Source organism: Georgenia soli (assembly GCF_002563695.1).
Lineage (GTDB): Bacteria > Actinomycetota > Actinomycetes > Actinomycetales > Actinomycetaceae > Georgenia > Georgenia soli.
Genome location: NZ_PDJI01000004.1, coordinates 1,376,599 through 1,401,819, shown reverse-complemented (window position 1 = coordinate 1,401,819; position 25,221 = coordinate 1,376,599). Strand labels below are relative to the sequence as shown.

Genomic DNA, 25,221 nt, shown 5'->3' with positions numbered 1-25,221 from the left:
CCGGCCCCCTGACGGTCCCTCACGAGAGGACGGTCGTGATGCTCGAGATCTCACGGCCCGACGCGCGACTCGTCGCCGCGCTCCGCCACCTCGGGATCGAGTACGGCCCGGAGACCGTCGCCGCCGCCGCGCAGGCCCTCGCCGTGCTCGCGGAGGCCGAGCGGGAGCTGGAGCCCGTCCGCCCCTGACTCCCGACGTCGGTCCGCCCCTGACTGCCGACGTCGGTCCGCCCCTGACTGCCGACGTCGGAGCCTGGCTCGTGGCCGCACCTAGCGGGGGCGGATCACGACGAGTGCGACGTCGTCGTCCGGCTGGTCCGGCAGCAGGGTGGCGAGCAGGGCGTCGCACAGCTCCTCCACGCCCAGGGCGCCCACCTCGGCGAGGACCCCGCGCAGCCGCCGGACCCCCGCGAGGAGCCCACCGTCGCGGCGCTCGACCAGCCCGTCGGTGTAGAGCAGGAGCGTGGCGCCCGGCTCCAGGGTGAGCGCCGACTCGGACCGCTGCGTGCCGGGGCGGACCCCGAGGAGCAGGTTCGAGCCCGCCAGCATCTCCACGGCGCCGTCCGGCCGGACCAGCATCGGCGGCGGGTGGCCGGCGTTGGACCAGCGCACGCGGACGGGCTGGGTGTGCGCGTCGAGCTGGGCGACCACGCCGGAGGCGGGCGTGGTGTGCCCGAGCGCGTGCAGCGCGCGGTCGACCTCGGCGAGCAGGTCTGCGGGACCCGAGCCGGTGGTCACCGCGATGCCGCGCAGCAGCGAGCGGATCTGCCCCATGAAAGCGGCGGCGTGGAGGTCGTGGCCGGTGACGTCGCCGATGACGACGGTGGCGTCGCGGCCGGGGGCGAAGACGTCGTACCAGTCGCCGCCCACCTTGGCCGCCTCGGCCGCCGGGACGTACCGCACCGCGACGTCGAGGTGGTCCAGGACCGGCGGGTCGGTCAGCAGCGAGAGCTGCAGCTCCTCGGCCACCTGCCGCTGCCGCTGGTAGAGGTAGGCGTTGTCGAGGACCAGGGCGGCCCGGTCGGCGATCTCGCGGGCCGTCTCGAGGTCCGCCCCGCCCAGCGGCGTGCGGCCCGGGCCGTTGAACAGGCTGATCGCGCCGAGGGTGCGGCCGCGGGATCGCAGCGGCAGCATCGTCGCGGAGGCCGGAGCCAGCTCGGCGATGAGCTCGCGAGCCGGCCCGGGGGCCATGGCCTGCTGGATGCGTGCGACGGCGTCCGCCGGCACGCTGACGACCTCGCCGCTGGCCAGCGCGCGGTTGAGGAAGGAGTCGTCCCGCAGGGCCTCCTGCCGGTGATGGGCGTACCGCTCCACCAGGGGTCGGCGCGCGGGGTCGGGGTGCCACCAGCCGACGTCGGCCATGCCCCGCAGGCCGCCCACGTCGTCCAGCCCGGCCACCGACACGACGCCCCAGTCCCCGAGCTCCGGGACGACCGTGCGTGCGATGCGGCTCGCCGTCTCCTGCACGTTGAGGGTGCCGACGAGCTCGGTCATCAGGCGCGCCGTCAGCTGCGTCCGGCGGGCGGCCCGCTCGGTGTGCTCCTGCAGCGCGTGCCGGGTGGTGACGTCGAGGATGTAGACGGAGAGCCCGTGCGGGCCCAGTGCGGCACGGACCTCGTACCAGGCGTCCAGCGGGGCGTAGAAGGCGTCGAAGGCCACGGGGTGCCCGGTGGTCATCGCCCGCCGGTACTGGTGCTCGAACTCCGAGCCCACGAGCGCCGGGAAGAGCTCCCACAGCTCGTGGCCGAGCAGCTCCTCCCGGGTGCGGCCCAGCACGCGTTCGGCGGCCGTGTTGACGTAGGTGAACCGCCAGAAGTGGCTCAGCGCCATGAACGCCGCCGGCACCGTCTCCAGGAACGCGGCGTCGGGCAGGTACTCCTCGCGCACGGGTGTGGCGGCGAAGACCACGCCGATCAGCCGGCTCGGCGCGCCGTCGGGATCCCGCTGCAGGCGGCCGTGGGTGGCGGCCCACCGCACGGTCCCGTCACCGTCGCGCACCCGGAAGCGCAGGTCGTACTCCGGCTCGTCCCCGAGCATCCCGTTCAGCACGTCCCGCAGCGGCGGCAGGTCGTCGGGGTGCACGCGCTGCTCGAGCTCGGTGACGGAGTCGGCGCCGAAGATCTCCCGAGCGCTCGCGTCGGTGCTCAGCCGGCGGGTTCCCAGGTCGACCTCGTAGGTGCCGACGCCCGCGGCCGCGAGCTGGTGCGGGGTCGTTGCGGTGCCGCCGTCGCGGCCTCCTGCTCGCTCGTCGGGGTGGTCTGCCACTCCTCGTCGCCCTTCGTCCTGCGCCTGCGGGTCGCGTCCGGCCACCCGGCGCCACGATAACGCGGACCCGCACAACGGAGGGCGCGTGCGGCGCTCAGCCGGGTGCGGCCGCGACGAGATCCGCGGCCGGGACGGGGCCTCGTCGGCCGGCCTGGCTGCCTGCCCGGGACGACGGCGAAGGGGGCGGGTCCGTGGACCTCGCCCCCTTCGTGGGTCCCCGCAGCAGGGCTCGGCGTCAGCGCGCGCGGGCCCCGGCCGTCTCCGCCGGCTCCACCGAGTCCGGCTGGTCCGCATCGGCCAGCTCATCCTCCGTGGGGGTGGGCGCACCCGCCTCGGCGGAGTCGTCGACGGCGGCGGGCGTCGCGTCGCCGTCGTCGGCATCGCCGGTACCGGCCGTCGGGTTCTCGGCCGTCGGATCCTCGGCCGACGCGTCGTCGGCGGTGGTCGCGTCGTCGGCCGCTGCTGCGTCGTCGGCCGGGACCGCCTGGCCGCCGTCCGTCGCCTCGGCCACAGGCGCCGCCTGCGGCGCGGGCGCGGGCACGGCCAGCGGGTCGACGGGGGCGCTGCCACCGGTGAGCGTGGCCAGCATCTGCCGGACGTTGGCGAGCTGGGCGTTGATGCTGTCGCGGCGCTGGGTGGCGGCCGCCAGCTCGCGGTCGGACTCGTTGCGGATCCGCTCCGCGCGGGTCCGGGCCTCGCTGACGAGCTCGTGCGCCTGCCGCTCGGCCTCCTCCAGCGCGCGGCGGGCCTTCTGCTCGGCGTCGGCCTGCAGCTGCTCGCTCTCGTAGCGGATCAGCTCCGCGCGGTTCTGCACCGCCACCAGCTGCTGCTCCGCGGCGACGGCACGGCTCGCGAAGTCCTCCTCCGCCTGCTGCCGGCGCTGCGCCAGCGTCGTCTCGAAGTCCGCCGCCGCCTGCGCCGCCCGGGCGCGCTGCTGCTCGTACACGGCCTCGGCCTCCTCGCGGCGCACGGTGGCGTCGTGGTCGGCCTGGTCGAGGATGTCGTCGGCCTCGCGGCGGGCGCGCTCGAGGGTGCGGGTGGCGTCCGCCTCGGCGGCGCTGCGGGTCTGCGCGGCGTACCGCTCCGCCTCGGCCCGCAGGCCCTCGGCCTCCGCCGCCGCCTGCTCCCGCTGCTCCGCCACCTCCTGCCGCGCGGTCTCCCGCAGCTCCTCGGCCTCCTCCTCCGCCAGCTGCAGGATCGAGCCGATCCGGGCGCCGAAGTCCGACCAGGTCGGTTCGGGGGCCGGCTGCTCGGCGCGGCGCTCGGCCTCCTCCCGCTGACGGTTGGCCTCGGTGACCGCGGCCGCCGCGGCGCTCTCGGCCGCCTCGAGGGCCTGCACCCGGCGGGCGAGCTCGTCGGTCTGCTCGCGGGCGCCCTGCAGCGCCGCGGTCAGCTCCCCGAGGTGCTGCTCGACCTCGGCGGGGTCGTAGCCCCGAAGGACGGTTCGGAAGGATGTCTGGCTCATCGGGCGTCGCGTTCCTTGTCGTGGTGGGTGGTGAGGTCGTCGGTGGACGGGGGGTCGGGGGAGAGGTCAGGGAAGGGGTCGGGCACCGCGAGGGCGTCGATGACGCCGGAGAGCTGACCCAGCTCGGTCGCGATGCGGTCGCGGCGCTCGGTGAGGGCGCGCACCTCGGCGCGGGCGGCGTCGAGGAGCTCGCGCGCACGGGCGCGCAGGTCGTCGGCCTCGGTCCGGGCCTCGGCCACGAGGCTCGCCGCCTCCGTGCGGGCCTCGCGGAGCCGGTCCTGGACCGCGCGCTGGGCGGCTCCGGACTGCTGGGCAGCCTGCTCCCGCAGCACGCGGGCGCCCTGCTCCGCGCCGGCAAGGCGCCGTTCCGCCCGCTCCACCATCGCGGCGGCGCGCGCCTCCGCCTCGGCCAGCGTCCGGGCGGCGTCCTCCCGGGCGCTCAGACGCTCCGCCTCGGCCGCCGCCCGCGCGGACGCCAGGTGGTCGTCGGCCTCGGCCCGCACGGCCGCCGCGGCCTCCTCGGCGGCTGCGAGCCGCGCGCGGACCTTGGCGGCCACGGCGCCGATCACCGGCTGCAGACGACGGCGGACCGACCGCACCCTCTCGGCCGCGGCCGCGTGGCCCCGGCCGTGGAGCCGCTCGGCCTCCAGCTCGGCCGCGGACACCAGCTGCTCGACCGTGCGCTGCGTCCAGTCCATCTGCTCCGCGGCGAGGGCGATGTCCGCCTCCGCGGTGGCCCGTGCCTCGTCGCGGATCCGGGCCGCCTGCTCCGCGGCCGTGGCCAGCTCGGCCGCCGCGTGGCCGCGGGCCCGCTCCAGCTCCGTCGTCGCCTCGCCGCGCATCGCGTCGGCGGCGTCGGCGGCGTCCGCTCGGAGCCGCTCGGCCTCCTCGCGGGCCTCGCGCACCGTCCGCTCCGCCTCGTCGGCGCCGGCCTGACGGACCCTTTCCTCCTCGGCGGCGAGGGCGGCCGTGCGCCGCGCGACCTCGGCCTCCGCCTCGGCCAGGAGCTGCCGGCTGCGTTCCTGTGCCTCCTCGACGAGGCGCGCGGACCGCCCGTCGGCCTCGACGGCGGCCCGTTCCGCGCGGGCGCGCACCACCGCGGCGGCCGACTCCGCCTCACCCAGCACCTCGTCGCGCGCCCGGTCTGCCTCCGCCAGCACGAGGGCCGCCTGCTCGGCGGCGTCGGCGACGAGCTGGGTGGCCTCCTCCTGCGCCTCGTCCAGCTGGACGACGGCGGCACGTCGCGCCTCCTCGGCCTCGGCGTGCAGGCGCAGAGCCTCGGCGTGCAGCCGGTCCGCCTCGGCGCGGATCGCGTCGGCGTGACGCTGGGCCAGCGAGAGCAGATGGACGGCCTCGTCCGCCGTCGTCGGCGCCGCGGGTGGCGGGAGCGCCACGCCAGCGTCCGGCGAGATCACGGCGTCCACCTGGCTCACCTCCGGAGGCTGCACGGCGGGCATTCGGCTCAGCTGGTCCTGTCGTTCGATCGGCGTCGGCGGTTCCCGCAGCCGAGTGACCAGGGCGGATGACCGACCCGGGCCTGCGCCGACGCAAATGGGGACGTCCGAGCCCGATTCTATCCCGGGGCCGCCGGACAGCGGACACCTGCTCCGCGCCGGCCAGACGGGGCACACCGGGCAGAAAGGGCACGACCGGGCAGACCTGGCAGACCCCCCCACGACCGGGCATACCGGCCCGGCGTGACGGTCGTCAGGCCCCACTTAACGTTGCTTAAGGCCGTCGCCCGCCCGGATGGTGGGCACAGGTTTGGTCCTACGGACCTGAGCGCGACGGTGGGCTGATGAGCAACGATGACATTTTGGGCGGGGGCAGGGCTGTCTCCGCGGCCGGTCTGGCACGCCTGCTCGGCGTCAGCTCGGCGGCCGTCTCCTACGCCTTGAACGGACGACGGGGCGTGTCCGACGAGCTGCGGCGACGCATCCTCGACGCCGCCGTCGAGCACGGGATGGACATCCCGGCGGCGGCTCTTCGGCCCGCCACCCAGCCCGTGCTGGGGCTGGTGCTGGCCGACGTCGGCAACCCGTACTACTCGGAGATGGCGATCTCGGTCACCGACGCGGCCCGGGAGCGCGGGTTCGAGGTGTTCCTCAGCAACAGCAGCGACGCCCCTGAGTCGGTGGCTGCCGCCGTCGACGCGATGATCCACCACGGCGTGGACGGCGTGCTGATCACCGCCCTGCAGGCGGGCAACGCCGACGTATGCCGCCCCCTGCGTGCGGCCCGCATCCCCTTCGTCCAGATCTCGCGCCGGATGCTCTCCGCCGAGGCGGACTTCGTCGGGATCGACGACCTCGCGGCCGGCGCCGAGGTGATGGACCACGTGCTCGATCACGGCTACACCAAGGTCGCCGTGGTGGGAGGCCCCGTCAGCTCATCCGCGTCGGCGCACCGGGCCGACGGCTTCCGCCGCGCGCTCCGCGTCCGCGGCGTCGACCTGCCGCGTGCCTGGAACATCACCGGCGGCCTGAACGAGGTCGACGGCGCACGTGCCGCCCGGCACCTCCTCGACCAGCCGGAGCTGCCCGAGGTCATCGTCTGCGGGACCGACGCGATCGCCCTGGGCGTGATCGCCGTCCTCGCTGGCCGCGGCCTGCAGGTCCCCGACGACATCGCGGTGACGGGGTTCGACGGGCTGACCACCGCCCGCACGAGCCTCGTGGACATCACCACCGTCGTGCAGCCGCGACCCCGCATGGCGGCCGAGGCGGTCCGTCTCCTTCACGAGCGGCAGCGCACCCCGAACGCTCCCGCCCAGTCCATCGTGCTCCCGCACGGCCTGTACATCGGAAAGAGCTGTGGCTGTGCCACAAGAACGGAGAAGATCCATGTCTGACAGCAAGCCTCTCGACGGGAAGGTCGCCCTCGTCACGGGGGCCGCCCGCGGCATCGGGCGAGGCATCGCCCTGGTGCTCGCCGAGCGTGGCGCCACCGTGGTCGTCGCGGACATGGACGCGGACCAGGCGAGCGCCACCGCCGAGGCGGCCGGCAACGGCAGCACGGGTCTCGCGCTGAACGTCGCGGACCGGGAGGCGGTCGACGCCGCCGTCGCCGAGGTGGTCGAGCGGCACGGCAAGATCGACATCCTCGTCAACAACGCGGGCATTAACCGCGACGCGATGCTGTGGAAGATGACGGACGAGCAGTGGGACGACGTCATCGCCGTCGACCTGTCCGGCGTCTTCTACATGTGCCGCGCGGTCGGGGCCCACATGCGCCAGCAGAAGTACGGCCGCATCGTCAACATCTCCTCGGCGTCCTGGATGGGCAACATCGGGCAGACCAACTACGCCGCCGCCAAGGCGGGCGTCGTCGGCCTCACCCGATCCATCGCCAAGGAGCTCGCCCGCTCGCAGATCACCGCCAACGCGATCTGCCCCGGCTTCATCGAGACGGACATGACGCGCGGGATGCCGGAGAACCTGTTCGCGGCGCAGCTGGACAAGATCCCGCTCCAGCGCGCCGGCCAGCCCGAGGACGTCGCCCGCGTGGTCGCCTTCCTCGCGAGCGACGACGCCGCCTACGTCACCGGCGAGGTCGTCAACGTCGGCGGGGGTTACAAGCTGTGACCCGGTTCATCACCATCGACGAGGTCGCCGGTCTGGTGCCCGACGGGGCCACCGTCGTGTCCGACGGCATGACCCTCATGGGCGTGGCCGACGAGGTGCTGGCCGCCATCGAGAGGTCCTTCCTCTCCACGGCTCAGCCGCGCGACCTCACCTGGGTGCACTCCGCGGGCCAGAGCAACCGGGTCGAGGGCCTGGCCCGGGTCGCGCACGAGGGTCTGCTGCGCCGGGTCGTCGGTTCGCACTGGGGTCTCAACCCGCCGATGGCGGAGCTGCTCGGCGACGACAAGGCGGAGGCGGTGTGCCTGCCGCAGGGGCAGCTGTCCACCCTCTTCCGCACGATCGCCGCGAAGCGCCCCGGCCAGCTCTCCACCGTCGGCCTGGGCACCTACGTCGACCCCCGCGGCGACGGCGGCCGCATCAACGCCTCCGCGAAGGCGAACATCGCGCCGGACGAGTACGTCGAGCTCCTCGAGCTGCACGGCGAGGAGTACCTCTTCTACAAGTCCTTCAAGCTCGACGTCGCCATCATCCGCGGCTCCGCCGTCGACCGGCTCGGCAACCTCAGCCAGCGTGAGGAGGTCTCCGGGCTCGACGCCCTGGCGATCGCCCAGGCCGTCCACAACAGCGGCGGCATCGTCATCGCCCAGGTGCGCGACGTCGTCGAGCCCGGGGAGATCGACGCCCGCGACGTCACCGTCCCCGCCGTGCTGGTCGACTACGTGGTGCAGACCTCCGACGCGGCGGCGCACCACCGCCAGTCGCACACGTTCCCGGAGTTCAACGCCGACCTCATCACCGGCTACGTCTCCCCGGAGAACGTCGGCCAGGCGTTCGAGGCGCAGGACATGGCGGAGGACCGGGTCGCCGTGGGCGTCCGCGGCGTCACCCTGGTCCAGCCCGGCGACGTGATCAACGTGGGCACCGGCATCCCGGCCGACACCATCGGCCGCGCCCTCACCCGCGCGAACCTGCTCGACAAGGTGCACCTGACGGTCGAGTCGGGAACCTACGGCGGCATCCCGCTCGGAGTCGTGGACTTCGGTTGCAGCATCCATCCGCAGGCCATCATCGGCCACCCGCAGCAGATGGACTTCTACAACGGCGGCGGCGTGGACATCACGTTCATGGGGATCGGCCAGTTCGACGGCGTGGGCAACGTCAACGTCTCCTTCCTCGGCGGCAAGGCCATCGGCTGCGGCGGGTTCATGGACATCGTCGACGGCGCACGCAAGCTGTGCTTCCTCATGTCCGCCAGCGGCAAGCACACCAAGTTCGTGGAGAAGGTCGACCAGGTCAGCTACAACGGCCGCCGCGCCCTGGCCAAGGGGCAGGAGGTCTACCTCGCCACCCAGCACTACCTGCTTCAGCTCACCGGGCGTGGCTGGGTCCTGCTCGACCGGGACGAGGGCCCCGACGCCGACGCCGCCCTCGACGCCATCAAGATCGCACTGACGGAGGAAGTTTCAGCATGAGCAAGGACAGGATCGTCATCGTCGACGGCGCGCGCACGCCCACCGGCAGCTTCGGCGGGGCGCTCGCCGCGGTGCCCAACCACGAGCTCGGCGCCCACGCCGTGAAGGCCGCCTGCGCCCGGGCCGGCGTCGCCGTGGAGGACGTCGACGAGTTCGTCATCGGCTGCGTGGGCCAGGTCGGCGGCGACGCCTTCATCGGCCGCCGCGTCTCGCTCGCGGCCGGCGCCCGCCCGGAGTCGACTGCCATGGCGGTCAACCGCCTGTGCGGCTCCGGTCTGCAGGCCATCGCGACGGCGGCCCAGGAGCTGCTCGTCGGCGAGGCCAAGGTCGCCGTCGCCGGCGGCACCGAGAACATGTCCCGCCAGCCCTTCATGGACTTCGACGCCCGCAACGGCTGGAAGCTCGGCCACCACAACCTGGTGGACGGAACCCTCTCGCTCGTCACCGACCCCTGGGGCAACTACCCCATGGGCATGACGGCGGAGAACGTCGCCGAGCGCTACGGCATCACGCGTGAGATGCAGGACGAGTTCGCCGTCGAGTCCCAGCGGCGCGCCCAGGTGGCGATCGCCGAGGGCACGGTCAAGGGCGAGATCGAGCCGATCACCATCTCCGAGCGCAAGGGCGATCGCGTCGTCGACACGGACGAGCACCCGCGCGCCGGCGTGACGGTGGAGCGGCTGGCGAAGATGCGGCCCGCCTTCAAGAAGGACGGGTCCGTCACCGCCGGGAACTCCTCCGGGATCAACGACGCCGGGTCCGCCGTCGTCGTCACGACCGCTGCCGAGGCGGAGCGCCGCGGGCTGAAGCCGCGCGCGGAGCTGGTCGACTTCACCAAGGCGGGCGTCGACCCCGAGATCATGGGGTACGCGCCGAAGGTCGCCATCGAGAAGCTCCTGGACCGCCAGGGCATGTCCGCCGCCGACATCGGCTGGATCGAGCTCAACGAGGCGTTCGCCGCCCAGGCGGTGGCGGTCATCCGCGACGCCGGTCTCGACCCCGAGAAGGTGAACCCCCTCGGCGGGGCCATCGCGTGGGGCCACCCGATCGGCGCCACGGGCGGCATCCTCACGGTCCGGCTCATCGAGGCGCTGCACCGCAACAACCTGGAGCACGGCCTCGTGTCCATGTGCATCGGAGGCGGCCAGGCCGTGGCTGCCCTCTTCCGGGCGCTCTGAAACCACCCCCTGTACGCCCTGCCGGGGAACGACCCCCGGCAGGGCGCACCGAGGGCACCCCCCACCCCGCTCGCTGTGGAGCAGCAACCCTCCTGAAAGGAAGACGAATGTCGGAAACCACCGACGTGGGCCCAATGGCGGAGCCCACCAAGCGGTCGCGGCTGGAGGCCATCTCGGCCACCAACTTCCGCAAGCTCATGCCGCTGCTGGTCATCGTCTACGTGATCAGTTTCATCGACCGCACCAACATCGGGATGGCCAAGGAGGCCCTCGAGGTCGACATCGGGCTGAGTGCCGCCGCGTACGGGCTCGGTGCCGGGCTGTTCTTCGCCTTCTACGCCCTGCTGGAGATCCCCTCCAACCTGATCATGCACAAGGTCGGTGCGCGCTTCTGGATCGCGCGCATCATGATCACCTGGGGCATCATCTCGATGGCGATGGCCATCGTCTGGAACGAGACCAGCTTCTACGTCCTGCGCATCCTGCTCGGTGCCGCCGAGGCCGGTCTCTACCCGGGCATGATCCTGTACATCACCTACTGGTTCCCCCGGGCGCACCGGGCGCGCGCCATCGGCATCTTCCTGCTCGGTGTGTCCCTGGCGAACGTCATCGGCGCCCCGCTGGGCGGCCTGCTCCTCGGCCTCGACGGCATGGGCGGGCTCCACGGGTGGCAGTGGATGTTCATCATCGAGGGCCTGCCCGCCGTGCTGCTGGCGTTCGTCGTCTGGTTCTGGCTGCCGGACAAGCCCCACCAGGCCAAGTGGCTCACCGCCGAGGACAAGGCTCTGCTCGACCAGCAGCTCGCCGCGGAGGACGACGGCGCCGCCTCGCAGAGCCACGGCTTCAAGGCCCTCATCCCGGTGGCCAAGGACAAGATCATCTGGCTCGTCATCGCGATCTACTTCACCCACCAGGTGGCGGTGTACTCGCTCAGCTACTTCCTGCCGTCGATGATCCGCAACTTCGACGACGGCATGTCCAACCTGACCGTCGGCCTCATCACCGCCATCCCGTGGATCGCGGCGGCGGTCGGCTCCTCGACGCTGCCCCGGTTCGGCACCACGCTGCGGCTGCAGAAGATGCTCGTCTCCGGCGGGCTCTTCTCCGTGGCGGTCGGACTCGTGGTCGCCGCCACGTCGAACAACAACCTGGTGCTGGCCGTGCTCGGCTTCGCGTTCGCGGCGTTCTGGTTCTTCGTGATCCAGTCCGTGCTGTTCACCTTCCCGGGGCGGCGTCTCTCCGGCGCGGCGACGGCGGCCGGCATCGCCATGGTGAACATGTTCGGCCTCCTGGGCGGTTTCCTCGGCCCCACCATCATGGGCTCGCTCGAGACCTCCACCGGCAACCCGCTGGCCGGTCTGTGGTTCATCGTCGTCCTGACGGTGATCGGCTCGGCCCTCGCCTGGGGCCTGAAGGGCGCGCGCCAGCGCGCCACCTACCAGGCGGAGACCGTCAGCGTTTCCTAGCAGTGCCGTGCCGGCACGGGGCCCGCTGCACCCGTGCCGGCACGCTCGAAAGACAGGAGGAGCTCCCATGAGGATCGTCTGCGCCCCCGACTCGTTCAAGGAGTCGATGACGGCGGCCGAGGCCGCGGCAGCCATGGCGCGCGGGATCCGCCGGGTACTACCCGGCGCGGACGTCGTGGAGGTCCCGCTCGCCGACGGCGGTGAGGGCACCTGCGCCACCCTCGTGGAGGTCCTCGGCGGCGAGCTCGTTCACGTGCCATGCACCGACGCGCTGGGCCGCCCGTCCACCGGCACCGTCGGCTGGGTCGCCGACCGGGCGCTCGCGGTCATCGAGGTGGCCAGCGCCTGCGGGCTCGAGCAGGTGCCCGCGGAGCTGCGCGACGCGCGCACCACCACCAGCTTCGGTGCCGGCGAGCTGGTGACCGCCGCGCTCGACCTCGGGGCGCGGCACCTGGTGATCGGCCTCGGCGGCTCCGCCACCAACGACGCCGGCACCGGCATGCTCCAGGCGCTGGGCGTGCGGTTCCTCGACGAGCAGGGCCTCGAGCTGCGCCCCGGTGGTGCCGACCTCGCCCGTCTCGCCCGTGTCGACGACTCCGGGTTGCGCATCAACCTTGCCGACGTCGAGATCCTCCTGGCCTGCGACGTCACCAACCCCCTGCTCGGCCCGGACGGGGCCAGCAAGGTGTTCGGGCCCCAGAAGGGTGCGACGCCTCAGGCGGTCGAGGAGCTCGACGGTGCGCTCACCCGCTGGGCTGACGTCGTCGAGAAGGCACGTGGGGTCTCGGTGCGCGACGTGCCCGGCGCCGGTGCCGCCGGCGGCCTGGGCGCGGCGTTCCTCGCCTTCACCGGCGCCCGGATTCGCCCGGGCATCGAGGTCGTCATGGACGCGGTCGGGCTCGCGCGACTCGTCGGCTCCGCCGACCTGATCTTCACGGGGGAGGGCAGCATGGACGCCCAGTCCGCCGCAGGGAAGGTGCCGTGGGGCGTGGCGCAGCTCGCCCTCGAGGTCGGCGTACCCGTGGTGGTGTTCGCCGGCCACGTCGACGACGCCGTCGACGCCGCCATGCCGCCCGGGGTCCGGGCGATCGTCCCCATCGTCCGCGGCGTCAGCGACCTGCCGCACGCGCTCGCGGAGGGGCCCACGAACCTCGAGCGCGCCGCCGCGCTCGCCAGCCGCCTCATCACCGCGACCGTCGACCGGCCCGGCGCGGTCGGCACCCGATCCAAGGAGTTCTCATGATTGTCGGGGACCAGCTGTGGGACGCCGCCGTCACCACCGGGCTGCGCGACGTCGAGGCGGGCGGGCGCGTTGTGCGGGTGTTCGACGACGCCCCGCCGAGCCTGTACGCCTCGCTCGCGGCCACGGCCGCCCGGCAGCCCGGGGACGTGGCGCTCACTGAGGAGGACGGCCGGCGCTGCACCTTCGCCGAGCTGCTCGCGGCGGTGGAGCGCTTCGCCGGCGTGCTGTCCGAACGCGTGCGCCCCGGGGAGCGGGTGGCGTTCCTGCTCGACACCTCCATCGAGTTCGCCGTCGCGCTGTACGCGGCTAACAGGCTCGGTGCCGTGGTCGTCCCCGTGCCCACGAAGTACCGGGAGCCGGAGGTCGAGTCGCTCCTCGAGCGCGCGGGCGCTGTGCTGGTGATCGCGGACCGGCGGTTCGAGTCGCTGGAGTGCCTCACCGGTGGCGCTGTGCCGGTGCTCTGGGCGGACCGCGACCACGTCGACGAGCTGTGGAGCAAGGACCCGGCGCGGCCGGCCCCCGTGCCTTCGCAGGACCCGGACGCGGACGCCGTCCTCATGTACACCTCGGGCACCACGGCGCGCTCGAAGGGGGTGCTGCTGACCAACCGCAACGCCGGGCACGCCATCGTCGCCTACGAGCGCACCCTTGGTCTGGGCGCCGGGGACTCCACCATTCTGCCCGTCCCGATCTACCACATCACCGGGCTCGTCGCCGTGCTCGGGCTCTTCGTACACATCGGTGGCCGGGTGCACCTGCAGCGGCGCTTCGACGCGGTGCGCGTGCTGGAGACGGCGCGCGACGAGGCCGTCACCTTCCTGCACGCGTCCCCCACCGTCTTCACCATGCTGCTGCAGCTGGCGGACCGCTTCCCGGACCTGCCCCACCTGCGGTCGATGGCCTGCGGGGCCGCGCACATGCCGGTGTCGCGACTGGAGGAGCTGCACGCCTGGTTGCCCGGGATGGCGTTCCACACGGTGTACGGCCTGACGGAGACCTCCTCGCCCGCCCTCGTCTTCCCGGGTGACTCGGCCACCAGCCCGCATCGGGGGTCCTCGGGCATTCCGATCCCGGGCCTGGTGGTGGCGATCCGCCGGCCGGACGGGAGCGAGGCCGAGGTGGGGGAGCGCGGTGAGATCTGGCTGCGGGGCACCAACGTCCTGCGGCGGTACGACGGCCTCGACACCCCGGCCCTGACCGCGGACGGCTGGCTGTCCACCGGGGACGTGGGCTACGCCGACGCCGCGGGCTACGTCTACGTGGTGGACCGCACCAAGGACATGATCAACCGCGGTGGCGAGAAGGTCTGGTGCATCGACGTCGAGGAGGAGCTTCGCCGTCTGCCGGGCGTCCGTGACGCCGCCGTGGTGGGGGTGCCTCATTCCGTCTACGGCGAGGAGCCCGCCGCGCTGCTGGCAGTCGACGCCGGAGCGGCAGTCGATCCCGGGACGATCCCCGCCGCGCTGCGGGCGCGCCTGGCGACGTACCAGATCCCGCGGCACTACCGGTTCTGCGAGGAGCTTCCGTTGACGCCGAACCTGAAGGTGGACAAGAAGGCGGTGCGGCGGTTGTTCGAGGGGGCGCTGGAGCACGCCTGAGCCTGCTTCGACGGTGACTCCTGGGTCGGCTCGGTCAGATCTGCTCCTCCCGCCGGTCCCGGACGGCGTGCTCGGCCGAGCAGAAGACCCGGCGCCCACGCCGCCATCCCTGGCCCGGCGGGACGATCACCGTGCAGTTCTCCAGGGCACCGGGGGTGTTGCCGTACATGCACTCGTGCGGCTCGTCGACAGGGAACCCGTTGGTGAGCGCGTGCCAGCCTCGCCGCAGCACCAACCTCAGCCCCCGCATGGCTCGCAGCCTAGGCGGCCGGCCGTCCGTAACGGTCACGAACGGGAGGGGCGGGGTCCGCAGACCCGCCCCTCCCGGCGCTGCGCCTGCCGGTCGGTGCGCCCACCCGCACCGAACGCTGGTGGCTGCCGCTGCCGTCCAGCCGCCGATCTTGACCGGCGCTAGCTGATCCGATCCAGCTCTCGTTGCACGTTCGTGCTGACGGCGCCGGTGCCGCCGAGGATGACGATGCGGCGGGGCTTGAGGCGCCGGATCTCGTTGGCGACGTCGGTCGGCAGGGAGTCGGCCCGGGTGAGGAGGACGGGGCCCTTGGTCATGCCGGCCACGGGGGCGGCGGAGAGGGCGTCGACGGAGGTGAGGCCGTTGGCGATGTAGACCACCGGCACGCCGGGGTCGAAGTTCGCCCTCGAGACGGCGGCGGAGACGGCGTACCGGTCCGCGCCGGCCCAGCGGTCGACGGTGCCGGCGTATCCGCGCAGCTGTTGCCGGATGCCGGAGCTGACGGCGCCGGTGCCGCCGAGGATGACGATGCGGCGGGGCTTGAGGCGTCGGATCTCGTTGGCGACCTCGGTCGGCAGGGAGCCGGCCCGGGTGAGGAGGACGGGGCCCTTGGTCATGCCGGCCACGGGTGCGGCGGAGAGGGCGTCGACGGAGGTCAGCCCGTTGGCGATGTAGACCACCGGCACACCTGGGTCGAAGTTCGCCCTCGAGACGGCGGCGGAGACGGCGTACCGGTCCGCCCCGGCCCAGCGGTCGACGGTGCCGGCGTATCCGCGCAGCTGTTGCTGGATGCCGGAGCTGACGGCGCCGGTGCCGCCGAGGATGACGATGCGGCCGGGCTTGAGGCGTCGGATCTCGTTGGTGACCTCGGTCGGCAGGGAGTCGGCCCGGGTGAGCAGGACGGGACCCTTGGTCATGCCGGCCACCGGGGCGGCGGAGAGGGCATCGACGGAGGTCAGGCCGTTGGCGATGTAGACCACCGGCACGCCGGGGTCGAAGTTCGCCCTCGAGACGGCGGCGGAGACGGCGTACCGGTCCGCCCCGGCCCACCTGGCGATCGACGCCTGCGGGAAGCTGGAGTTGAAGGTGCGGCTCCAGCTCGCGGTCGAGCCCGCGACGAGGACGTAGCCCGGCCTGGCGCGCGCCGTCACGGTCACGGTGCCGGTGCCGGGGTAGGTGCCCGCACCGACGACCTTGCCGCCGACGAGGTACTCGACCCCTTCGACCGCCGGGATCGTGTAGGTGTCCTTCGCGGTGCCGTCCTGGTCGACGAACGCCACGGCTGCGGGCCGAACCGCAACGGGGCGGACGTCGAACGTGTGGGTCCACTCGGTGGTGCCGGTCAGGACCCAACCGTCCAGGGCGCGCGCGGTGACCGTCACCGTGCCGGTGCCCGGGTAGGTGCCCGCGGCGACCGGCTCGCCGCCGATGACGTACTCCACCCCTCTGACGGCGGGGATCGTGTAGCTGTCCTTCTCGGTGCCGTCCTCGTCGGTGAAGGTGACCGCTGCAGGCGTGGCGCTGACCGGCGCGAGGGACGCGTCGAAGGTGTGGGTCCACTCGGTGGTGGCGCCCTCGATCAGGACGTGGTCCGCCGCCGCGCGGGCGGTGACCGTGACGGTGCCGCTGCCCGGGTACGTGCCGGCGTCGACGATCTCGCCGCCGACGAGGTACTCGACGCCCTCGACAGCGGGGATCGTGTAGGTGTCGTTCTCGGTCCCGCGCTCGTCGGTGAAGACGACGGCGGCGGGCTCGGCCGGGTAGGGCCGGGCGTCGAAGGTGTGGGTCCACTCGGTGGCGGCGCCCTCGACGAGGACGTGGTCCGCCGCCGCGAGGGCGGCGACCGTGACGGTGCCGCTGCCCGGGTGGGTCCCCGCCTGCACGACCCTGCCGTCGACCAGGTACTCGACGCCGTCGACCGCGGGGATCGTGTAGGTGTCGTTCTCGGCGCCGTCCTCGTCGGTGAAGACGACGGCGGCGGGCTCGGCCGGGTAGGGGCGGGCGTCGAAGGTGTGGGTCCACTCGGTGGCGGCGCCCTCGACCAGGACGTGGTCCGCCGCCGCGCGAGCCGTGACCGTCACGGTGCCGGCGCCGGGGTAGGTGCCGGCCGCGACGATCTCGCCGCCGATGAGGTACTCCACCCCGTCGACGGCCGGGATCGTGTAGCTATCCTCCTCGGTCCCGTCGGTGTCGGTGAAGACGACGGCGGCGGGCTCGGCCGGGTAGGGCCGGGCGTCGAAGGTGTGGGTCCACTCGGTGGCGGCGCCTTCGACCAGGACGAAGCTCGCCGCCGCGCGGGCGGTGACCGTCACGGTGCCGCTGCCCGGGTACGTGCCGGCGGCGACCACGTCACCGTCGACGAGGTACTCCACCCCTCGGGCGGCCGGGACGGTGTAGGTGTCCTTGTCGTTCCCGTCGGTGTCGCGGAAGACGACGTCGGCCGGCGTCACCAGAGGGGTCAGGCTGAGGATGGCCGAGGGGACCCCGGCGAACTGTCCGACGTTCGCGGTCACGCGCACGTCGTACGAGCCGGCGAGCGGCACGCCGGTGCTGATCCGGGCGTCCGTCTGGCTCGTCGTCGTGCTGGTCTGCCACGATCCGCCGCTCCGCCGTACCTCGACCACGTAGCTCGGTGCGACCAGCGCGCCCGACGGCGCGGACCACGACACGTGCGCGTAGCCGGGTCCGCCCGCGGTGGCGACGAGGTTCGCCGGTGCCCCGGGGGTCAGCGACGCGCCCATGGTCAGCACCTTGGACGGGCTCTGGTACCCGGCGTCCTCCACCCAGCCTGACGCCGCGGCGGCCAGAGCAGCTTGGACCTCCTGGGGCGTGGCGTCGGGGTGCTGTCCGAGGTAGACCGCGGCAGCCCCAGCGACGTGCGGGGCCGCCATCGACGTTCCGGAGTCGATGGTCCAGTAGGGATCGAGCCTGTGCAACGAGGCGATTTCGTCCCCGGGGGCGAAGATGTCGAGGCAAGGCCCCCAGTTGGAGAACTCGGCGCGCCGGTCCTCCCGGTCGGTCGCGCCGACCGTGTACGAGCCGTACGAGCGCGCCGGTGACGTCTGGCAGGCGTCGGCGCCGTCGTTGCCGGCCGCAGCGGCGATGAAGAAACCGGCGTCGAACATCCGCACGACGGCCGCGTCGATCGCGTGGTCCGGCTCGTCCGAGCCCAGGCTCATGTTGATCACGGCGGGAGTGCCTGCCGGGTGCGTGGCGAGCACCCAGTCCAGGCCGGCGAGGAAGGTGCTCGTGTCGCCGTATCCGTTGCAGTCGAGCACCCGCACCGGGACGATGGTGGCGCCTTCGGCGACGCCCCACGTGCGGCTGGCGATCGTGCCGGCGACGTGGCTGCCGTGCCCGTCGCAGTCTTTGGTGCCGCCGCCGAACGCCGAGAATCCGGGTGCGACACCCGGCATGTCGGAATGGGTGGCCACGACACCGGTGTCGAGCACGTAGACCCGCACACCGGATCCCGCTGACGAGGACTCGTTGTAGTAGCCGTCCAGCGGCAGGTTCTTCTGGTCGATCCGGTCGAGCCCCCAGACCTCTGTGGCGCCGGACGCCCGGATCCCGTCCGTCTGGACGGGCTGGGCACTCCCGTCCCGGATCGGCTCGGCGACGCTCACCGGGTTGTTGGGAAAGACGCCCTCGACGCCCGGGGCGTCGGCGAGCTCCTCCGCCGCCGCACCGTCGAGCGTGACCGCGAAGCCCTCGACGACCTCCTCGAACTCGGCCTCGGGCTCGGCCCCCATCTCGCCCAGGGCAGCCCGGACGTCGTCCTGCGCACCTGGTGCGACCTCGACGATCCAGCTGGCCGCCTCGTCAGCCGGCCCGGCCGCGGCCGGTGCGGCCACAGCAGTGCCGACGAGCGCCGCGGACAGCGCGAAGGTGAGCAGGGGTCTAGCCAGACGCATGCCGCGTCCTCTCGTCCGGGGGGTTCGGGGCGACGTCGCCCGTCCGGGGTAGTGTGCCGGAACCCTCCGACATTCGGGACGGAATCGGCCCCATACGCACCGGACCGTGCTCTGAAGCCCTCGGCGGGGCTGGCCGGTCCAGCGCTGAGGGCACCAGCGGTTCCCGACGGGACGGCGATCGGTCCGGCCAAGTGACGGCCGGCGGTTCCCCACGGGACGACGACGAAAGGGGCGGGGTCCGCAGACCCCGCCCCCCCGCCGTCGGGAAGCTAGTCGGTGACCTCGAAGGAGATCGTCTCGGTGAAGGTGCGGCCGTGGACGTCGGTCGCGGTCACCTCGGCGGTGTGCTGGCCGACGGCGAGGTCGGCGGGCAGCTCGAGGCGCCACAGGTGCATGGAGCGGTCGGCGACGGAGCCGCCGTGGACGAGCTGCTCCTGGACGGCGGCCGGGTCGGACCACTCGGCGCCGACGTTCTGGCCCTCGCCCTGCAGCTGCTGGGTGCGGACGGCCTCGACGGTCTCGCCGCCGTCGAGCGTGACCTGGACGGTGGAGCCGGTGGAGCCCATCCAGAAGTTGGTGGTCAGCCAGGTGGTGCCGGCCAGGTCCGCCTGGGAGACGGCGAGCGGGTTCTCCAGCGCGGGCGCGGAGCCGCGGTTGCCAAGGTTGGCGGCGTACCAGTCGCGGTAGCGCGGGGTGTTCAGGCCGAGGGCCATCTGGTGGCTGTCGTCCTCGCCGCGGACGGTGAAGCGCTCGACGAAGGTGTTGTTCTTGATGTCGAGGGTGAGGACGCCGGGCTTAGCGCCGTCGCGCTGGAGGGCGGTGGGGTAGCCGGCCTCGAGCATGCGGCCGGAGTACCAGTCGCCGGAGATGGCGCCGGAGGTGATGTGGGTGAAGGGCAGGCCCTCGACGCCGAAGAGGTCGCTCCAGCCGGCGAGGCTGTCGCCCTCGCGGAGGTTCTCGAGGCTGTGGGTGTGGCCGCCGACGGCGACCACCTCGTGGCCGGCGAGGATCTCGTAGATCTCCTGCACCTGGGCCACCTGGTGGCGGGCGGCGCCCTGGTCGGCGTAGTCGAGGAGCGGGATGTGCGAGGCGAGGACGATCAGCTTGTTCTCGGGCACCTGGGCGATGTCGTTGCGCAGCCACTCGAGCTGCTGGGCGTCGAGGGCGCCGGTGTAGCTGGTGCCGGCCTTGTACTCGACGGTGTTGAGGGCGACGACGTGGGCCTTGCCCGAGTCGTAGGAGTAGTACTCCGGGCCCAGCTTGGCCTTGAACGTGTCGAAGGTGTGCTCGCTGGTGGCGGCGTCGAAGTCGAGGTCGTGGTTGCCGGGCAGGAAGCGGGCCGGGCCGTTGAGCATGCCGGCCAGCTCGCGGGTCTGCGGGTAGAGGGAGAGGTCGTCGCCGACGACGTCGCCGATGAAGGTGACCCCGCACCCGGCGTAGTCGGTTCGCTGCGCGAGGTCGGCGAAGGCGCCGGCCCGGGCGTACTCGACCTCGGCCTGCTTGTAGGTCTGGATGTCGCCGCCGATGACGCAGTGCTGCTCGGGGTTCTGGGTGAGCGAGCTCTGGGCCAGCGGGAAGTTCACCGCGTCCGGGAGGGGGCCGGTGGGCTCGAGGCCGCCGTAGCGGAGCTCCGGGGAGCCCTCGGGCAGGTGGTGGTAGAAGAACTGGGCGACGTTGTCGCCGTCGACCGGCACCTGGTAGCCGCGCGGCTGGGTGACGAACACGGTCATGTTGTCGAACGCCGGGAGCTCGTAGCGGCCCTGGCCGTCGGTGGTGGTGACGTCGCGGCCGTTGGAGACGGTGACGCCGGGCAGGCCGGGCTCGCCGGAGTCCTGGACGGAGTTGCGGTTCTTGTCGTCGAAGACGGTCCCGTCGAGGATCTCGGCGGTCTCGTCGGCGCCGGCGACGACGTCGACCCCGCCGCGGTAGGCCGTCTCCGCCCAGCTGGCGCCGTCGGTGGCGGTCGGCGCGTTCCGGCCGGGTGCGGCGGTGGCGACGGTGGTGGAGAGCACCGCGCCGCAGGCCGCGAGGGCCAGGGCGGTGGTGGTGAGGCGGATCGGTCGGTGACCGCGGGCGCTCGACGAGCGTTGGGGCATGTTCACGTATCGGCTCCTGTTGGTTTCGGCCGGTCCCCCTGACCGGCCGGGACCGACGCTCCCAGGCGCACGTGAACGGCAGTTGGAGCAGGGACGACGGCGATATGGAGCGCCGTTGACCGTTCAGAGCCGAAGTGGTCCGCCCCCGCTACGCCTCCCCTCGCGAAGGCAAGAATGTCGTGCCCAGTTTCTCCGCCGGGTCCTCAAAGGCGGTTCTCGTGTCGATGTTTGCACGCACCGTCAGGCAATCGTTCGACGGGAATTTCTGACCGGCTACTGGCCATGGGACACTGCAGAGTCCGCCGGACAAGGAGAATTTTGCAGACGGACAATGTCTTCGGGCCCACCATTCGGATGGTGGCGACCGACATCGACGGCACCATCGTCCCCCATGGGGGGACGGTCTCCGCCAGAACGCGTGACGCGCTGGCCGAGTGCGTCAGAACCGGGCTTCACGTGACGCTCGTGACGGGACGGCCGCCGCGATGGATGCCTCCGATCCTCGACGCCACGGGCTTCCGGGGCACGATGATCTGCGCCAACGGGGCGATCGTCATCGACGCCGCCACCGACGAGGTGGTGACCGTTCACCGCCTTCCCGTCCCCACCGTCCACCGGGTGGTGGAGCGCCTGCGAGAGCGGCTTTCGGACGTGCTGTTCGCGATCGAGACGCCGTACTCACTCCGGGTGGAGTCGGGATACCGCAACGTGCGCGGTCGCGGTCGCGGTCGCGGTCGCGGCCGGGCCGAGGGGCTCGCTCCGCGCTCTGTCGCGCCCGAGTCTGAGGCTCCCCGTGTAGAGGACCTCTTGGACGATGAGCCGATCATCAAGATGGTCGCCATCAGTGCCAGCCTCACGCCCGACGAACTCCTCGTCATAGGCAGGGATGCTGTCGGAGACCTGGTGGCGCCCACGCACTCGAGCACAGGGCTGGCTCTTCTGGAGCTCGGCCCCCTGGGCGTCTCCAAGGCGTCGACGCTTGCCGCGCTCGCGGACTCGCTGGCCGTCGACCGGTCGGAGGTGATCGCCTTCGGTGACATGCCGAACGACGTCGAGATGCTCACCTGGGCGGGCAGCGGCTACGCCATGGAAGGTGGGCATCCGGCGGCCGTTGCCGCGGCGACCCACCTGGCGCCTCCGGCCGGCGAGGACGGTGTGGCACAGGTGCTCGAGGACCACCTTCGAGCCGGGGGCCGCATCTCGGAGCTCAGCAGGATGGCGGCGCAGGACTAGCTCGTCGAGTGACACCCGCGGATCCTCCTCCCCAGCCCCACCGCGTCCCAGCCGCGGGGAACGGGCCGGCGCAGTGACGTCGATCGCTCGTCGCCCCTCCCATGAGGGTGGCGGCGCCCCTGCCGAAGCGGCTGAGTTGGCCGGGCAGATGAAGCTATGAGAAGTCGCCCGGTCGGCTGACCGTCTTCGGGCGGTGTTCCTGCGCGCGGGTCAGAAGGTGTGGGAACGCGCCGCGTTAAGCGTGAACCTGCAAAATGTGCGCATGAGTTGGTTCCGCATGTAGTGCCGGTAGCACTGCAGCGTCATTAGCGACTATTGATTACCTCTAAAGAACGCCCTTGGCGTGGGCCTCTTCGATCACCACAAGTGTTGACTCCAGGTGCTGGACGGTAAGCCGGACTACGGCAGCCTGATCTCGTTGCCGATACATGTCCAGCATCTCGGCGTGCTCGCAGTTCGCCTGGTCCGTCTGCGCCGGCCGGGCGTTGAGGGACAGGGCTACGTAAGGGGCGGCGCTGTCACGGAGGTTTCCCAGGATGTCCGCAAGACGGCTGCCCTTGTCAGGTTCGCTGAAAATCGCATGGAAGTCACGATTGAGATTGACCCACGCGCCGGTGTCGGTCTCACCCTCCATCTTTGTGCGAAGTTCCTCCGCCCGTCCCAGCTGCTCTGCCGTCAACTGGTCGATGACCCGCGCAACCATCAGCGGTTCGAGGGCTATGCGCAGCTCGTAGATCTCCCGGACCTCAGAGAAGTTCAGTGGGCGTACGAGGGCTCCTTTGTGGGCGTCAAAGATTACAAGGCCTTCTTTGGCCAGGTCGCGCAAGGCTTCCCGCACAGGCGTCGTGCTTACGCCGAGTGCCGCGGCTAGCTCGGTCTGGACAAGGCGGGCGCCACCGGCGAGCGTCCCGTCTAGGACCCCCGCCCTGAGAGTCGCGCGAACGTGGTCGTATGCCGTAGCTGCTCGCGGCGCAACCTCAAGTCGTCCCAGAGTCACTGGTTCTCGCCCCAATCCATCACAGTCGTCGAAGCCTCTAACGCAAATTATCCGCCGTGCGTGCCAGGACGGAACCACTGCGCTGCTCGAACTGGGCGGCCACGCCATCTGCCGCCACACCGGTCGCCAGCAGAGCCCAGAGCAGCAGCCGAGCCTTGCGTGCGTCGAGCCAGCCGCCGGAGACCGCGCCACGCCGGAGGAGGTCGCTCTCGGATCCTGGAAAACCGTAGGTGTGGGCAAGGGTCGAGCCCGAGCCAGTCCTCGATGCGAACACCACTGGAACCTGTTCCGTCGCGGCCTCGATAGCATCCGCGAGTGCGCGCGGCACGTGTCCGGCGCCGAAAGCAGAGACGACGACGCCGTCGTAGCCGTCCTGAAGCGCTAACTGCAGCAACCTCGCGTCGTCGCCCAGACATGTCTCGATCAGGGCGACGCGAGGAGCCGCAGCAATCTCGCGCCCGGGGCGTGGAAGCTTCGCTATGCGCGCGTGCGTGTTGCCATATGTGACCACTCCCTCGTGCACCCGCCCCAGTGGGCCGAAGCTGGGGGAGGTGAATGCATTCGTCCCGGTGGCGTCTGATTTTCGGACTCGGCTGGCCGCGTGGATGACGTCGTTCATGACGACCACCACCCCGGCATTGCTCGAGAGAGGCGAGACTGCGGTGAGGACCCCGGCCAGAAGGTTCGCCGGACCATCTGCGCCGGGCGTGGCTGGCGGGCGCATGGCGCCGGTCATCACAAGGGGTTCCTCTCGATCCCAGAAGAGGTCGAGAAAGAAGGCGGTCTCTTCGAGGGTGTCGGTGCCCTGGATCAGCACAACGCCGGACGCGCCGCCATCGGCGGCCGCTTCCGCCCACTCGAGTGCGGCGATCAGATCATGAAAAGACAGCGAGGCTCCCGGCAGCGAGGCGAGGGTCGTCGCCTCAATGTGTGCGATCTCGGCTAACTGTGGCACAGCGGCGATGAGCTCTTGAGCTCCGAGAGTCGGCAGTACGCCCTGGCCTGCCGGTCGTCGAGTCATGGTGATGGTGCCCCCGAGCGAGCCGACGGCGACGTGGGGAAGATGCATGTGACCTCCTTGACAGGTTGCACCCTGCACTTTATAGGATGCAGTCTCGGCAAGGAAGCCCACTCCCCGAAGAGGTGAACCGTGAGCAGCAGCAACCGAAGCAGCAGAGTCACGCCATCAGAAGAGGTGCAGACACCGGGCGGTTTAGCACGCCTGACCAAGACGGTCGCTCTGGCCACTCTCGCCGTCCTAGGGGCGTCTTACGTCCTGAATGCTATGGACCGTCAGGTCTTCCCGGTCCTCCTGCCGGACATTCGCACGGAGTACGGTTTCTCGCTCGGGCAGGGCGGATTCCTTGCCACGATCTTCACGTTGGGAATCGGCCTGGCGGGGCTCCCGACCGGCTACCTGCTCGATAAGATGTCTCGCCGAGGCGTGATCCTGCTTGGGATCGCGATCTTCTCGGTGTTTACGGTGCTGACTGCGCTCGCCGTGGGGTACTGGGACATGTTCGCGTACCGCGCTCTTTCGGGCGTCGGTGAGGCCATGCAGAACGCCGCCCTATTCTCGGCCGTGGGCGCCTACTTCTTCGCGAACCGTGCGCTGGCACTGGGCAGCCTCAACTTCGCCTACGGAATCGGCAGCTTCCTTGGGCCGTTGCTGGGTGCTCAGTTCGCGACGTCATTCGGGGACTGGCGTGCACCTTTCTTCATCTACGGCGGCGTTGGCATTGTCCTGTTGGTTGTCATCCGTCTGACCGTGAGCAAACGATTCACCGAGCAGGTGGAATCCAAGACTTCTGTCGCGCAGGGCTTCGACCACATGCCGCAGAATCTTTACAACAAGAATCTGCTGCTGCTGGCTCTCACCGCTGTGGTGGTTGGTGTGGCGATGTACGGCTACATCGGCCTTTACCCAACCTTCCTGCAGGAGGAGCTCGGCTTTAGTCGTGGCGACGCAGGCCTCGCCGCGAGCATGTTCGGCATCGGTGCGCTCATGGGACTGCCGGCAGGCTGGCTTGGAGACCGTCTCAACCAGCGCAACCTTATGATCGCCGCGCTCCTCGCTGGGGCGGTGGTCGGATACCTGCTCTTCAACGGCCCCACGTCGCTCGGCCCGCAGGTCGCGTTGTCCTTTGCCGAGGGCGCCCTCGCGAGCGGCTTCATGTTCGTGAACATCTACTCCTCAATGCAACGTGCAGTGCGACCCAACATGGTAGGTAGGGCTTCAGGGCTGTACGTTGCGAGTTTCTACATCCCTGCAGCTATCGCGGGATACCTTTTCTCTGCGCTCGTCGCTGCGACCGGTTGGGGCGGTGCTGCACTTTGGCAGCTGACAATCCTGCCTCTTATCGGCGTCGCAACCCTGGCGTTCGTCGACGTCAAGAAGTTCTCCAACGCACGCGTAGCCGCGCACCACTGAACCTCGCCGTCCCTACCACTGAGCCAAAGG

General features: G+C 71.6%; 18 protein-coding genes. 10 read left to right on the top strand and 8 right to left on the bottom strand.

Annotated features, from left to right (window positions below; genetic code table 11):
* Positions 1-38 precede the first annotated feature (38 nt).
* The gene (locus ATJ97_RS19715; protein WP_170037234.1) at positions 39-188 is read left to right on the top strand and encodes a hypothetical protein; all 150 of its coding nucleotides are present in this window, start codon (positions 39-41) and stop codon (positions 186-188) included.
* 81 nt (positions 189-269) lie between these two features.
* On the opposite strand, the gene ATJ97_RS07600 is transcribed toward ATJ97_RS19715, so the two are convergent.
* The 3 genes from ATJ97_RS07600 to ATJ97_RS07590 all read right to left on the bottom strand — a co-directional run bounded on the left by ATJ97_RS07600 (position 270) and on the right by ATJ97_RS07590 (position 5,162).
* On the bottom strand, positions 270-2,264 hold the full coding sequence (locus ATJ97_RS07600) for a SpoIIE family protein phosphatase (RefSeq protein WP_170037231.1): 1,995 nt from the start codon (positions 2,262-2,264) through the stop codon (positions 270-272).
* Between the two features lie 235 nt (positions 2,265-2,499).
* Positions 2,500-3,729 carry a DivIVA domain-containing protein gene (locus tag ATJ97_RS07595; protein ID WP_143426932.1) on the bottom strand — a complete coding sequence of 410 codons (1,230 nt, stop codon included), beginning with the start codon at positions 3,727-3,729 and terminating at the stop codon, positions 2,500-2,502.
* A complete protein-coding gene (locus ATJ97_RS07590) occupies positions 3,726-5,162 on the bottom strand; it encodes a coiled-coil domain-containing protein (RefSeq protein ID WP_143426930.1) in 1,437 nt (478 codons plus the stop codon). Before ATJ97_RS07590 ends, ATJ97_RS07595 begins: the two co-directional genes overlap by 4 nt.
* A gap of 365 nt (positions 5,163-5,527) precedes the next feature.
* On the opposite strand from ATJ97_RS07590, the gene ATJ97_RS07585 reads away from it, so the two are divergent.
* The 7 genes from ATJ97_RS07585 to ATJ97_RS07555 all read left to right on the top strand — a co-directional run bounded on the left by ATJ97_RS07585 (position 5,528) and on the right by ATJ97_RS07555 (position 14,270).
* Positions 5,528-6,580 (top strand): LacI family DNA-binding transcriptional regulator, encoded by a 1,053-nt coding sequence (locus ATJ97_RS07585; RefSeq protein ID WP_098483223.1) that lies wholly within the window; start codon positions 5,528-5,530, stop codon positions 6,578-6,580.
* Positions 6,573-7,313 (top strand): 3-oxoacyl-ACP reductase FabG, encoded by a 741-nt coding sequence (gene fabG, locus ATJ97_RS07580; RefSeq protein WP_098483222.1) that lies wholly within the window; start codon positions 6,573-6,575, stop codon positions 7,311-7,313. Before ATJ97_RS07585 ends, fabG begins: the two co-directional genes overlap by 8 nt.
* Positions 7,310-8,785: a CoA-transferase gene (locus ATJ97_RS07575; protein WP_098483221.1), complete on the top strand. Its 1,476-nt coding sequence runs from the start codon at positions 7,310-7,312 to the stop codon at positions 8,783-8,785. The genes fabG and ATJ97_RS07575 overlap by 4 nt, the downstream gene beginning before the upstream one ends.
* Positions 8,782-9,963: a thiolase family protein gene (locus ATJ97_RS07570; RefSeq protein ID WP_098483220.1), complete on the top strand. Its 1,182-nt coding sequence runs from the start codon at positions 8,782-8,784 to the stop codon at positions 9,961-9,963. Before ATJ97_RS07575 ends, ATJ97_RS07570 begins: the two co-directional genes overlap by 4 nt.
* Positions 9,964-10,070: 107 nt before the next feature.
* Positions 10,071-11,429 (top strand): MFS transporter, encoded by a 1,359-nt coding sequence (locus tag ATJ97_RS07565; RefSeq protein ID WP_245862253.1) that lies wholly within the window; start codon positions 10,071-10,073, stop codon positions 11,427-11,429.
* 67 nt (positions 11,430-11,496) lie between these two features.
* Positions 11,497-12,672 (top strand): glycerate kinase, encoded by a 1,176-nt coding sequence (locus ATJ97_RS07560; protein ID WP_098483218.1) that lies wholly within the window; start codon positions 11,497-11,499, stop codon positions 12,670-12,672.
* The gene (locus ATJ97_RS07555) at positions 12,669-14,270 is read left to right on the top strand and encodes a class I adenylate-forming enzyme family protein (RefSeq protein ID WP_098483217.1); all 1,602 of its coding nucleotides are present in this window, start codon (positions 12,669-12,671) and stop codon (positions 14,268-14,270) included. Before ATJ97_RS07560 ends, ATJ97_RS07555 begins: the two co-directional genes overlap by 4 nt.
* A gap of 34 nt (positions 14,271-14,304) precedes the next feature.
* On the opposite strand, the gene ATJ97_RS07550 is transcribed toward ATJ97_RS07555, so the two are convergent.
* The 3 genes from ATJ97_RS07550 to ATJ97_RS07540 all read right to left on the bottom strand — a co-directional run bounded on the left by ATJ97_RS07550 (position 14,305) and on the right by ATJ97_RS07540 (position 20,530).
* A complete protein-coding gene (locus ATJ97_RS07550; protein WP_098483216.1) occupies positions 14,305-14,520 on the bottom strand; it encodes a hypothetical protein in 216 nt (71 codons plus the stop codon).
* Between the two features lie 161 nt (positions 14,521-14,681).
* Positions 14,682-18,434 (bottom strand): cell wall-binding repeat-containing protein, encoded by a 3,753-nt coding sequence (locus ATJ97_RS07545; RefSeq protein ID WP_098483215.1) that lies wholly within the window; start codon positions 18,432-18,434, stop codon positions 14,682-14,684.
* A gap of 269 nt (positions 18,435-18,703) precedes the next feature.
* Complete coding sequence (locus tag ATJ97_RS07540) at positions 18,704-20,530, bottom strand: calcineurin-like phosphoesterase C-terminal domain-containing protein (protein WP_098485308.1); 1,827 nt, start codon at positions 20,528-20,530, stop codon at positions 18,704-18,706.
* 357 nt (positions 20,531-20,887) lie between these two features.
* On the opposite strand from ATJ97_RS07540, the gene ATJ97_RS07535 reads away from it, so the two are divergent.
* Entirely contained in the window at positions 20,888-21,763 is an 876-nt protein-coding gene (locus ATJ97_RS07535; protein ID WP_170037228.1) for an HAD family hydrolase, read from the top strand.
* 325 nt (positions 21,764-22,088) lie between these two features.
* Here ATJ97_RS07535 and ATJ97_RS19455 read toward each other — a convergent pair whose 3' ends face one another.
* Both ATJ97_RS19455 and ATJ97_RS07520 read right to left on the bottom strand, forming a co-directional pair.
* Positions 22,089-22,760, bottom strand: a complete 672-nt coding sequence (locus ATJ97_RS19455; protein WP_170037225.1) for a GntR family transcriptional regulator — start codon at positions 22,758-22,760, stop codon at positions 22,089-22,091.
* Positions 22,761-22,797: 37 nt separating this feature from the next.
* Complete coding sequence (locus tag ATJ97_RS07520; RefSeq protein WP_098483213.1) at positions 22,798-23,829, bottom strand: asparaginase; 1,032 nt, start codon at positions 23,827-23,829, stop codon at positions 22,798-22,800.
* An 81-nt stretch (positions 23,830-23,910) separates the two neighbouring features.
* Between ATJ97_RS07520 and ATJ97_RS07515 the strand changes: the two genes are divergently transcribed.
* On the top strand, positions 23,911-25,191 hold the full coding sequence (locus ATJ97_RS07515) for an MFS transporter (RefSeq protein WP_143426926.1): 1,281 nt from the start codon (positions 23,911-23,913) through the stop codon (positions 25,189-25,191).
* Positions 25,192-25,221 lie beyond the last annotated feature (30 nt).

Bases quoted from the DNA above. Each gene is read 5' to 3' on its own strand.
- ATJ97_RS19715 (WP_170037234.1), top strand. From the start codon at position 39: ATGCTCGAGATCTCACGGCCCGACGCGCGACTCGTCGCCGCGCTCCGC.
- ATJ97_RS07595 (WP_143426932.1), bottom strand. From the start codon at position 3,729: ATGAGCCAGACATCCTTCCGAACCGTCCTTCGGGGCTACGACCCCGCC.
- ATJ97_RS07585 (WP_098483223.1), top strand. From the start codon at position 5,528: ATGAGCAACGATGACATTTTGGGCGGGGGCAGGGCTGTCTCCGCGGCC.
- fabG (WP_098483222.1), top strand. From the start codon at position 6,573: ATGTCTGACAGCAAGCCTCTCGACGGGAAGGTCGCCCTCGTCACGGGG.
- ATJ97_RS07570 (WP_098483220.1), top strand. From the start codon at position 8,782: ATGAGCAAGGACAGGATCGTCATCGTCGACGGCGCGCGCACGCCCACC.
- ATJ97_RS07565 (WP_245862253.1), top strand. From the start codon at position 10,071: ATGTCGGAAACCACCGACGTGGGCCCAATGGCGGAGCCCACCAAGCGG.
- ATJ97_RS07560 (WP_098483218.1), top strand. From the start codon at position 11,497: ATGAGGATCGTCTGCGCCCCCGACTCGTTCAAGGAGTCGATGACGGCG.
- ATJ97_RS07555 (WP_098483217.1), top strand. From the start codon at position 12,669: ATGATTGTCGGGGACCAGCTGTGGGACGCCGCCGTCACCACCGGGCTG.
- ATJ97_RS07550 (WP_098483216.1), bottom strand. From the start codon at position 14,520: ATGCGGGGGCTGAGGTTGGTGCTGCGGCGAGGCTGGCACGCGCTCACC.
- ATJ97_RS07545 (WP_098483215.1), bottom strand. From the start codon at position 18,434: ATGCGTCTGGCTAGACCCCTGCTCACCTTCGCGCTGTCCGCGGCGCTC.
- ATJ97_RS07540 (WP_098485308.1), bottom strand. From the start codon at position 20,530: ATGCCCCAACGCTCGTCGAGCGCCCGCGGTCACCGACCGATCCGCCTC.
- ATJ97_RS07520 (WP_098483213.1), bottom strand. From the start codon at position 23,829: ATGCATCTTCCCCACGTCGCCGTCGGCTCGCTCGGGGGCACCATCACC.